The organism is Pseudomonas sp. SB113, from assembly GCF_040754745.1.
Classification (GTDB): Bacteria; Pseudomonadota; Gammaproteobacteria; order Pseudomonadales; family Pseudomonadaceae; genus Aquipseudomonas; species Aquipseudomonas grimontii.
In genome coordinates this window covers 563146-574333 of sequence record NZ_JBFMHW010000001.1, presented here as the reverse complement: position 1 = coordinate 574333, position 11188 = coordinate 563146, and the positions used below count along the sequence as shown (strand labels likewise).

Genomic DNA, 11188 nt, shown 5'->3' with positions numbered 1-11188 from the left:
CGCGCTCGTTTTTGAGCTTTCCATAATTTCAACAAGCGAGGAGGACCGCCATGGGCGTGACCAATCGGTTGGCCTGTTACTCCGACCCCGCCGACCACTATTCCCACCGAGTACGCATCGTACTCGCAGAGAAGGGTGTCAGCGCCGAGATCATCAGTGTGGAGGTGGGTCGTCATCCGCCGAAACTGATCGAAGTGAACCCTTACGGCAGCTTGCCCACCCTGGTCGATCGTGACCTGGCGTTGTGGGAGTCAACCGTGGTGATGGAATATCTGGATGAGCGTTACCCGCATCCGCCTTTGCTGCCGGTGTATCCGGTGGCCCGTGCCAACAGCCGCCTGCTGATCCATCGGATCCAGCGAGACTGGTGTGGGTTGGTGGATTTGATTCTGGATACCCGCAGCAAAGAAGCCGCTCGTGTGCAGGCGCGTAAGGAATTGCGCGAGAGCCTGACAGGCGTTTCTCCGCTGTTCGCGGATAAGCCTTTTTTCCTCAGTGAGGAACAAAGTTTGGTGGATTGCTGCCTATTACCGATACTCTGGCGTTTGCCGATTCTCGGTATTGAACTGCCACGGCCAGCCAAGCCGTTGCTTGATTACATGGAGCGCCAGTTTGCGCGTGAGGCTTTCCAGGCAAGTCTGTCTGGTGTCGAACGCGATATGCGCTAAGGCTTAAGGAGCCGTTGATGAACTCCAGTCGACCTTACCTGGTCCGCGCGCTCTATGAGTGGATTGTGGATAACGATTGCACCCCGCACATGCTGGTTAATTCCGAATTTCCTGCGGTTCAGGTACCGCAGGGGTTTGCCAGTGATGGGCAGATTGTGTTGAACGTGTCACCCAGTGCTGTGCGCCACCTGCACATGGACAATGAAGCGGTCAGCTTCGAAGGGCGTTTCGGCGGTGTGCCGCACACGCTGTTCGTGCCGATTGGCGCTATCCTCGGCATCTATGCCCGGGAGAACGGCCAAGGCATGGTGTTCGATCTGGAGTCGCCTTTCGAGGACGACGAAGCGATTGAAAGCGAAGACGGTGATGATGTGCCGCCACCGGATACCGAGCCGCCGCGTCCAAGCGGTCGACCGAGTTTGAAAGTGGTGAAGTAAAATGCGTAAGTCTCCGGGCCTGCGTTAAAAAATGCCTCGGCTCTGCCGGGGCATTTTTTTGTCAAAAACTCCCCGCTGTTTCGCTGGCGGCCCCCGTGGTGAACTGAGTGTTGAGGCCGTCTTGCCAGTAGACCTCGTTGACATTGCTCAGGCTGCGGATCAGGCATTTCCATTCGATGTGTTGCTGTGTCGGCCACACGACGGTGCCGCTCCAGCGATTGGATGCGCCGGGTTGTAGTGCGATGGCATGGGCCGGGTCCCAGGCGCCGAGCTCGATAGGCGATCCCACTGCGTAGACTGCCTGGCCGAGCCCCGGCCTGACGTTGTCGCAGTGCAAAATGGTCGTGGTGTCGGAAGATGCTGGGGCGGCCTGCCACGAGCGGATGCGCTGCCCGTCCGCAAACAGGGCAGGGCTGAAGCCGTCAGGCACCTTGGAGAGGTCGGAGTCCAAGGCGATCAGCAGGCGCTTGCGGCTGCCTTGGATGGCGGCCACCAACCCGGAATAGTTGGGCTGGAAACTGATGGGTGAATCGGCCCTGATGCCGGCGCCCTTGCGCAGGCTGATCAGCTCGCGGATCAGGTCGCCCCGGCCCCAGTCGTACATGTCGGGCCAATACACAGCCGGCGTACCGGGGCTCAGCAGGATATAGGCATAGGCGATATTGCGTTGCGGATCGGCAAGAGACCAATGGTGCTGCCCGCCGTATTGCCCTGGCGAATAACCGGTGTCGTGGTTATCGACAAAGGTCACCGCGATCTGTCGCCATGCCGGGTCGGGGTTGCCATTCAAGCCATGGCGCCACTCGGCCACGCTGCCATTTTGCATGCGCTCCTTGAGGGCGAAATCGAACACGCTGCAGTGGGAGCGATCCGACCAGTCCTTCAACGCATCCTGCCAACTGGCCTGACTGCGCCAGTCGTTCGCCGGATATTCGCTGGGGCCTTTCCACAACTCGCCGACGCAGAACGCTTGGTCACCAAAGTTTTTCATCCACACATCGACCCGCTCCGCCGCGTAGCCGCGCGCAAAATCGAAGCGCAAGCCTTTGGCGCTGTAGTTGTCCCGCAGGTTCCTGAATTCCTGCATGAAGCGCTGCGAGACTTCCGAGTTGCTTGTGTTGAGGTCGGCCGAGCCGCTCATGAACGCGTCGCCCTCATCACAGACGATGGGCGTTGTGCAGTCATCGCGCCACAGCTTGAGGCCCCTGGGGAAGCGTATCTGTTGACTCGGTAGCTTGTCGTTCATATGGTTGGGCACCACGTCGTATATCGCTTGAACGCCGGCACCTGCCAAGGCGGCGACCGCCTGTTTGAGCTGGCTGTCACTGCCGTATCGGCTGTTCTTGTCGAAGTCGCTCCAGAAGTAACCTTCACCGCCGCCGGATGTTCCCGACGCCGCGTCGCTCCAACTGGATTGATCGGTCCAGGCGGGCGGCAGCCAGATTTTGGTGAAGCCGTCCTGGCCGATAGTGGGGGCCATTTGTGCCAGCACCTCATACCATTTCTGCGGGGTATTGCGGCTGGAGTTCCAGTGGAAGCCTTGCAGCAGGATGTCTTCGCCACCGCCATTGCGCACACTCGGCGACGCAGCGTGGACGGTGCATGCCAGCAGCCAGACAATCGTTGTGCAATACCAGCCTGTGCGTTTCATCACCCGTCACCTGTTTGCTGGAACAGGCTTTACTCTGCTACGGGGAGGGAACATCGTCTGCTGTCATAATTGCCAGGTGCGCGAGAACATTTGGCACTAATACCCAGGCTTGAAGTAGCCGTGCGTTATGTTCGAGTTTGAACCCGTTTGTGCGGGTGCCGTTGGTGGCTGGGGCTGAAAGCTGACGGCGTGTATATGAAAGTGCGGTACAAACGGTGATCGTACAACCGCCATGGGCTATGATGCTGCTTTAGTCCACCGAGATAGATGACCCCAAATGGAAAACGCCAGCACCGCCCCTCGTCTTCCCCGCAAGCGCCGCAGCCTTGCCCAGGAATTGGTCACGGTGTTGTCCGAGCAGATCAGGGACGGTGAGCTCAAACGGGGCGACAAGCTGCCCACTGAGTCAGCCATCATGGAAGCCCATGGCGTCAGCCGCACCGTGGTGCGCGAAGCCATCTCACGTTTGCAGGCAGCGGGGCAGGTGGAAACCCGTCACGGTATCGGCACCTTTGTGCTGGATACGCCGAGCCCCAGCGGCTTTCGCATCGACCCGGCTACCGTCGTTACCCTGCGGGACGTGTTGGCGATCCTGGAACTGCGTATCAGCCTGGAAGTGGAGTCGGCAGGGTTGGCTGCGCTGCGTCGCAGCGATGAACAACTGGCAGCCATGCGCGCGGCGCTCGATGCGCTGAATGAAAGCGCGGCCCATGCTGGCGATGCAGTTGCTTCCGACTTCGCCTTCCACCTGGAAATTGCGCTGTCCACCGGCAACCGCTATTTCACCGACATCATGACCCACCTGGGTACCAGCATCATTCCGCGTACCCGCCTGAACTCGGCGCGCCTGGCCCATGATGACCAGCAGCACTACATGGGACGCCTGAGCCGCGAACACGAAGAGATTTACGAGGCGATTGCCCGCCAGGATTCGGATGCGGCGCGCGCGGCCATGCGTTTGCACCTGACCAACAGCCGCGAGCGGCTGCGCCATGCTCATGAAGAGGCTGAAAGGGCAGGCTGATTGTCAGCAGATGGCTCATGTGCCGTTCAGCGTTTTTCCATGACGCTTGCATTGATTGGATGTAGGACGCTAACGAGTCTAGTGTCGCTTCATTCGCCACGTCGTCAGGAAGGTTCAACTGAAGCGCCTTCACGGACGTGTCAATCACACGACGCCTTTCGTTCTCGTCAGCAATCAGCTCGGCCAAAGGCATATCGGGATCAAAGTCTTGATTCTTTATCCCGATTGGCTTCGAAACTGGAGGCCAGTAGGCCGAAAATTTCATCAGTGGTTTTCATGACGCACCTCTCTCATCAACCTTAGTAAAAGAAGCAAAAATCAAGCACAGACTGGAGCTGGCGCAACGTTATGGCCTTTGATGTTCAGTTGCATTGATTGTCGTGGGGCCCATTCCCTTGCCGGCCTACGATGCGGTGGCCTGAGGCTTCAGGCATCGGAAGGGCTGCAACAAATCGCCTCAGGAGCCAATTCCTAAGCCCCTGAGGTGTGTTATCCGCCCTTGATGAACGGTGCATAACTGTTAGAACTCACAGTATCGACAGGCGATACCGCTTAAGCCGGGGTATTTGGCTTGTAATCCTTGAGCAACAAATACGTACTCCACCCCCACCAATCATTGGTCCAGTGCTGGTCGTTGAGGTCATTCACGTCCTTGCGTCGCAGCACCTTGTCGCCCTCCATCTTGAACAGCGGCGAGAAATTATTTGCCGGGTTTTGCGCCGCGTTCAGGTCCGGCACATGCAACGGCGCCTTGAAGTTGGCGGGGGAGGGGGCGACACCGCTGATAAAGGTCTCGAAGATCTCATCGGCCGAAGCCTGCACCGCGCGTTTGACCTGCACCCGATTGGCCGCGTCGATTGTGTCGAAATAGCGTTTGTCGCCATAGGCATGCCACTCGTCATTCAACGCATTGCGCACCTTGAGGCCGAACTTGCTGTCTTCATCGTGCATGAAGCGGCTGATCAGAGAACCCAATTCGCCCGGTGTGACGACCGCTGCCAGCTGTTTGCGCGGCACTCGCAGGTGCCCGGCAGAAAATAAATCGGTCAAGAAGTGATCAGCAAAGCTGTTCATGGCATAGGCCAGCTCCAACGCTTGGTCGGTACCGGTTTGATGGGCCACCACGGCCTGTTGCAACGCTGCTGTATGCCCCGCCAGGTAAGCTGCCAGCGCCCATTCGCCGAAGTGGTCGGCATTGTCCGCCGCCAGTTTCAGGTAGCGCCCCAGTGGGATCAGTGCCGAAACCGCGCTGCCGCCACCGGTGATGCGGTTCCATTCCTCGGACAACGTATCACCCAGGGCGTCATAGGCCTCGTGGGCTTGCTTGCCGTCTTTGATCGCCTGGTTGACCGCGTTGATCTCTTTTTGCATCACCGCCAGGATCTTCGGCGCTTCGTCCCGTGAGGCTGGTAGCACGGCCAGTGAGTTGAACGCTGCGCTAAAGCGTTGCACGCGATCGGCAGGTGAGGTGCCCTCGTTGATGGACTGGCCGGGAATGCCATAAAAATCACCGCCCAGGGCGATCACCTGGCCGTAGGTCAGCGCCAGCCCGTTGGGCAGGTGCAGTTCGACTTGGCGGGCGGGAATCGCCGGCGCGTCCTTGGCAAAACGCAACAACGTGTCGTCGCCGATGGCGGTGTGTTCACCCCCTTCGAAACGCAGGGTGGGCGGATTTTCTTCGGGTGCTGCGAGTTCAAGACCTGACATGTTAGCTCCTTGCTATGTCGTAGGAATCTTCCTTGATTGCTGTATGCATATACAGTTAATGCCGAGCATAGAGGAATAATTTCCTACGTCAAGAACGCGGCCGCCAACGCTATTCAGCTCACACAAGTGCTCAACGCCGATGAATTGCAGTTGACGAAATTATTTATAGTTGTACGATGACGTACGACATCAACAAAACCAACAACCTTTCAATAGAAAGTCTTCGCCCAGGGTGTTCGAATAATGAATCCACAAGAACTGAAGTCCATCCTCTCCCACGGTCTGCTGTCTTTCCCGGTGACCGATTTCAACGCCCAGGGTGACTTCCACCAGGCGGGCTACATCAAGCGCCTGGAATGGCTGGCCCCTTACGGCGCCACCGCTTTGTTCGCAGCGGGCGGCACCGGTGAGTTTTTCTCCCTCGCCGCCAGCGAATATTCCCAAGTGGTCAAGACCGCCGTTGATACCTGCGCCACCAGCGTGCCGATCCTCGCCGGTGTCGGTGGTTCCACTCGCCAGGCCATTGAGTACGCGCAAGAGGCCGAGCGCCTGGGCGCCAAAGGCCTGCTGCTGCTGCCGCACTACCTCACCGAAGCCAGCCAGGACGGCGTTGCCGCCCACGTTGAAGCCGTGTGCAAATCGGTCAAAATCGGTGTGGTGGTCTACAACCGCAACGTGTGCCGCCTGACCGCTCCGCTGCTGGAACGTCTGGCCGAACGCTGCCCGAACCTGATCGGTTACAAGGATGGCCTGGGTGACATCGAGTTGATGGTGTCGATCCGCCGTCGTCTGGGCGATCGTTTCAGCTACCTCGGCGGCCTGCCGACCGCAGAGGTTTACGCCGCTGCCTACAAGGCCCTGGGCGTGCCGGTGTACTCCTCGGCGGTGTTCAACTTCATCCCGAAAACCGCGATGGACTTCTACCACGCCATTGCCAAGGATGATCACGCCACCGTCGCCAAGATCATCGATGACTTCTTCCTGCCTTACCTGGACATCCGTAACCGCAAGGCCGGCTATGCCGTGAGCATCGTCAAGGCAGGTGCAAAAATTGTCGGCTATGACGCAGGCCCTGTGCGCACGCCGCTGACCGATCTGCTGCCGGAAGAATACGAAGCCCTGGCCGCGCTGATCGACAAGCAAGGTCCGCAATAAATTATCCACAAGGCCGCTGAGCAATCAGCGGCCTTTTGCGTCAGGAGAAGATTCGTGTCCCAAGTAAAGCGTTTTGAGAACTACATCAACGGTGAATGGGTTGCCGGCGCCGACTATTGCGTCAATCTCAACCCGTCGGAGTTGTCCGATGTCATTGGTGAATACGCCAAGGCTGACGTCACCCAGGTCAACGCCGCCATCGACGCCGCCCGCGCCGCGTTCCCGGCCTGGTCCACTTCCGGTATCCAGGCTCGCCACGATGCCCTGGATAAAGTCGGCAGCGAAATTCTCGCCCGTCGCGAAGAACTCGGCACCCTGTTGGCCCGTGAAGAAGGCAAGACCCTGCCTGAAGCCATCGGTGAAGTGACCCGCGCCGGTAACATCTTCAAGTTCTTCGCCGGTGAATGCCTGCGGTTGTCCGGCGACTACGTGCCGTCGGTGCGCCCGGGCGTCAATGTTGAAGTCACCCGCGAAGCCCTGGGTGTGGTCGGCCTGATCACCCCGTGGAACTTCCCGATTGCCATTCCTGCCTGGAAGATCGCCCCGGCCCTGGCCTACGGCAACTGCGTGGTGATCAAACCGGCTGAACTGGTACCGGGCTGCGCCTGGGCCCTGGCGGAGATCATCTCCCGCGCCGGCTTCCCTGCCGGTGTGTTCAACCTGGTGATGGGCAGCGGTCGTGTGGTGGGCGACGTGCTGGTCAACAGCCCGAAAGTCGACGGCATCAGCTTCACCGGTTCCGTCGGTGTGGGCCGTCAGATCGCTGTCAGCTGTGTGTCTCGCCAGGCCAAAGTGCAGTTGGAAATGGGCGGCAAGAACCCGCAGATCATTCTTGACGACGCCGACCTCAAGCAGGCCGTCGAGTTGTCGGTACAGAGTGCGTTCTACTCCACCGGCCAGCGTTGCACCGCGTCCAGCCGCCTGATCGTCACTGCTGGCATTCACGATCAGTTCGTCGCGGCCATGGCCGAGCGTATGAAGTCGATCAAGGTCGGCCACGCGCTGAAAAGCGGGACCGACATCGGTCCGGTGGTTTCCCAGGCCCAACTGGACCAGGACATGAAGTACATCGACATTGGCCAAAGCGAAGGCGCGCGGCTGGTGAGCGGTGGCGGTCTGGTGACCTGTGACACCGAAGGCTACTACCTGGCGCCGACGCTGTTTGCCGACAGCGAAGCCGCCATGCGCATCAGCCGTGAAGAGATCTTCGGCCCAGTGGCCAACGTCGTGCGCGTGGCGGACTACGAGGCGGCGCTGGCCATGGCCAACGACACCGAGTTTGGTTTGTCGGCGGGCATTGCCACCACGTCGTTGAAGTACGCCAACCACTTCAAGCGTCATTCCCAGGCGGGGATGGTGATGGTGAACCTGCCGACGGCAGGTGTGGATTACCACGTTCCATTCGGTGGCCGTAAAGGCTCCTCCTATGGCTCGCGGGAGCAAGGTCGCTATGCGCAAGAGTTCTACACCGTGGTGAAAACCAGCTACATCGGTTCGTAATACGCAACACCCAGTGGGGGCCGGATGCCTGCCGGTCTCCACGACAAAAACAGAAAACCATTACCCGCAAAAAAAATAATTAGTGGGAGTACTTCTACATGCAAGCGACCAAGCCGACCCATGTCCGCTATTTGATCCTGTTCATGCTGTTCCTGGTGACCACGATCAACTACGCCGACCGGGCCACCATCGCCATCGCGGGCTCCAGCCTGCAAAAAGACCTCGGCATCGACGCGGTCACCCTCGGTTATATCTTCTCCGCATTCGGTTGGGCCTACGTGGCCGGGCAAATTCCCGGCGGCTGGCTGCTGGACCGTTTCGGCTCGAAAAAAGTCTACGCCCTGAGCATCTTCACCTGGTCGCTGTTCACCGTGCTGCAAGGCTATGTCGGTGAGTTCGGTGTCTCCACTGCGGTTGTTGCGCTGTTCATGCTGCGCTTCATGGTGGGCCTGGCCGAAGCGCCGTCCTTCCCCGGTAACGCGCGTATTGTCGCCGCCTGGTTCCCAACCGCCGAACGCGGTACGGCGTCGGCGATCTTCAACTCGGCGCAGTACTTCGCCACGGTGCTGTTCGCACCGTTGATGGGCTGGATCGTCTACCGCTTCGGCTGGCAGCACGTGTTTATCGTGATGGGCGTGATCGGCATCGTGTTCTCGCTGATCTGGCTGAAAGTTATCCACAGCCCACGCCAGCACCCGATGATCAACGAAGCCGAGCTCAATCACATCGCCGCCAATGGCGCGATGGTCGATATGGACCAGGACAAAGGAAAGGGTAAGAAAACCGACGGTCCGAAGTGGGATTACATCCGTCAGTTGCTGACCAACCGCATGATGCTTGGCGTGTATCTGGGCCAGTACTGCATCAACGGCATCACCTACTTCTTCCTGACCTGGTTCCCGGTGTACCTGGTGCAGGACCGTGGCATGACCATCCTCAAGGCCGGTTTCATCGCCTCGTTGCCGGCGATCTGCGGGTTTATCGGTGGCGTGCTGGGCGGGGTGATTTCCGACTACCTGCTGCGCAAAGGCCATTCGCTGACGTTCGCCCGCAAGGCACCGATCATCGCGGGCCTGCTGGTTTCCAGCAGCATCATTGCGTGTAACTACGTTGACGTTGAATGGATGGTGGTGGGCTTCATGGCCTTGGCCTTCTTCGGCAAAGGCGTTGGCGCACTGGGCTGGGCGGTGGTGTCCGACACCTCGCCGAAACAAATCGCCGGTCTCAGTGGCGGCTTGTTCAACACCTTCGGTAACCTGGCGTCGATCACCACGCCGATTGTCATCGGCTACATCATCAGCACCACCGGCTCGTTCAAATGGGCACTGGTGTTCGTCGGCGCCAACGCGCTGGTGGCGGTGTTCAGCTATCTGGTCATCGTCGGTCCGATCAAGCGTGTAGTACTCAAAGAGCCGCCAAGCAAGGGGCCTGAGTTGACCAACCTAACCGAAGCGCATTCCTGAGAGGCCCCGTGATGCAGTTGATTGAACATGCCGACTCGCCGCGCTCCATTCGCCTGCACGAGCGCGACAACGTAGTGATCGTGGTCAACGACCAGGGCGTACCGGCCGGGACCGAGTTCCCGGACGGCCTGGTGACCGTGGATTTCATCCCCCAGAGCCACAAAGTGACCCTGGAAGACATCCCCGAAGGCGGTCAGATTATTCGCTACGGCCAGACCATCGGTTACGCCCTGGCGCCGATTCCGCGCGGCAGTTGGGTCCAGGAAGATCAACTGCGCATGCCGACCGCGCCGCCGCTGGACAGCTTGCCGCTGTCCACCGAGGTACCTGAAACCCAGGCACCGTTGGAGGGGTTTACCTTCGAAGGCTATCGCAACGCCGACGGCACCGTGGGCACGCGCAATATCCTCGGCATCACCACCACGGTGCAGTGCGTGACGGGTGTGCTGGACCATGCGGTCAAGCGCATCAAGGACGAATTGTTGCCCAAGTACCCCCACGTCGATGACGTGGTGGCGCTGACCCACAGCTACGGCTGTGGGGTGGCGATTACTGCGACGGATGCCTACATCCCGATCCGTACCGTACGCAACCTGGCGCGCAACCCGAACCTGGGCGGCGAAGCCCTGGTGATCGGCCTTGGCTGCGAGAAATTGCAGGCCGGGCAGGTGATGCACGACAACGACAGCTCCGTCGACCTCAGCGAGCCATGGCTGTATCGATTGCAGGATTCCAGCCATGGCTTTACCGAGATGATCGAGCAGATCATGGACTTGGCCGAAGTCCGCCTGAAGAAGCTCGACCAGCGCCGCCGGGAAACCGTGCCGGCGTCCGAGCTGATCCTGGGCATGCAGTGCGGCGGCAGTGATGCGTTTTCCGGTATCACCGCCAACCCGGCGCTGGGCTATGCCTCGGATTTGTTGCTGCGGGCGGGGGCGACGGTGATGTTTTCCGAAGTCACCGAAGTGCGTGATGCCATCTATCTGCTGACTTCGCGTGCGCAGACCAAGGAAATTGCCCAGGAGCTGGTGCGGGAAATGGACTGGTACGACCGTTACCTGGCCAAGGGCGAGGCGGATCGCAGTGCCAATACCACGCCGGGCAACAAGAAGGGCGGGTTGTCGAACATTGTCGAGAAGTCCCTGGGTTCCATCGTCAAGTCCGGCAGCAGCGCGATCAACGGTGTGCTGGGCCCGGGCGAGCGCTTCAAAAGCAAGGGCCTGATCTTTTGCGCGACGCCGGCCAGTGATTTTGTCTGCGGCACGCTGCAATTGGCGGCGGGGATGAACCTGCATGTGTTCACCACTGGGCGTGGCACGCCTTACGGGTTGGCGATGGCGCCGGTGGTGAAGGTTTCGACGCGTACAGAGCTGGCACAGCGCTGGCCGGACCTCATCGATATCGACGCCGGGCGCATTGCCACCGGGCGCGCGACCATCGAGGAGCTGGGCTGGGAGTTGTTCCACTTCTATCTGGACGTGGCCAGCGGTAAGAAGCAGACCTGGGCGGAGCATCACAAGCTGCATAACGACATTACGTTGTTCAACCCGGCGCCGATTACCTGAGACCGAGCCGCCTGCATC

Annotated in this window: 9 protein-coding genes; 7 read left to right on the top strand and 2 right to left on the bottom strand. The window is 59.7% G+C overall.

The features are described from left to right. The first annotated feature begins 50 nt into the window (after window positions 1–50). On the top strand, window positions 51–668 hold the full coding sequence (locus tag AB1462_RS02685; protein WP_027604841.1) for a glutathione S-transferase N-terminal domain-containing protein: 618 nt from the start codon (window positions 51–53) through the stop codon (window positions 666–668). Between the two features lie 17 nt (window positions 669–685). Then, window positions 686–1105 (top strand): ClpXP protease specificity-enhancing factor, encoded by a 420-nt coding sequence (locus AB1462_RS02680; protein ID WP_090409456.1) that lies wholly within the window; start codon window positions 686–688, stop codon window positions 1103–1105. Between the two features lie 61 nt (window positions 1106–1166). On the opposite strand, the gene AB1462_RS02675 is transcribed toward AB1462_RS02680, so the two are convergent. After that, window positions 1167–2756, bottom strand: a complete 1590-nt coding sequence (locus AB1462_RS02675; protein WP_367246102.1) for a glucan 1,4-alpha-maltotetraohydrolase domain-containing protein — start codon at window positions 2754–2756, stop codon at window positions 1167–1169. A 277-nt stretch (window positions 2757–3033) separates the two neighbouring features. Between AB1462_RS02675 and AB1462_RS02670 the strand changes: the two genes are divergently transcribed. Continuing rightward, window positions 3034–3780, top strand: a complete 747-nt coding sequence (locus AB1462_RS02670; RefSeq protein WP_090409452.1) for a FadR/GntR family transcriptional regulator — start codon at window positions 3034–3036, stop codon at window positions 3778–3780. 552 nt (window positions 3781–4332) lie between these two features. On the opposite strand, the gene AB1462_RS02665 is transcribed toward AB1462_RS02670, so the two are convergent. Next, window positions 4333–5487, bottom strand: a complete 1155-nt coding sequence (locus AB1462_RS02665) for a phospholipase (RefSeq protein ID WP_367246100.1) — start codon at window positions 5485–5487, stop codon at window positions 4333–4335. A gap of 243 nt (window positions 5488–5730) precedes the next feature. On the opposite strand from AB1462_RS02665, the gene kdgD reads away from it, so the two are divergent. The 4 genes from kdgD (at window position 5731) to garD (ending at window position 11170) form a co-directional block, all read left to right on the top strand. Then, the gene (kdgD, locus tag AB1462_RS02660; protein ID WP_053131601.1) at window positions 5731–6642 is read left to right on the top strand and encodes a 5-dehydro-4-deoxyglucarate dehydratase; all 912 of its coding nucleotides are present in this window, start codon (window positions 5731–5733) and stop codon (window positions 6640–6642) included. Between the two features lie 54 nt (window positions 6643–6696). Beyond that, entirely contained in the window at window positions 6697–8142 is a 1446-nt protein-coding gene (locus AB1462_RS02655) for an aldehyde dehydrogenase family protein (RefSeq protein ID WP_027604836.1), read from the top strand. Between the two features lie 98 nt (window positions 8143–8240). Continuing rightward, window positions 8241–9605 carry an MFS transporter gene (locus AB1462_RS02650; RefSeq protein WP_090409449.1) on the top strand — a complete coding sequence of 455 codons (1365 nt, stop codon included), beginning with the start codon at window positions 8241–8243 and terminating at the stop codon, window positions 9603–9605. A gap of 11 nt (window positions 9606–9616) precedes the next feature. After that, window positions 9617–11170, top strand: a complete 1554-nt coding sequence (garD, locus tag AB1462_RS02645; RefSeq protein ID WP_090409447.1) for a galactarate dehydratase — start codon at window positions 9617–9619, stop codon at window positions 11168–11170. Window positions 11171–11188: the final 18 nt, after the last annotated feature.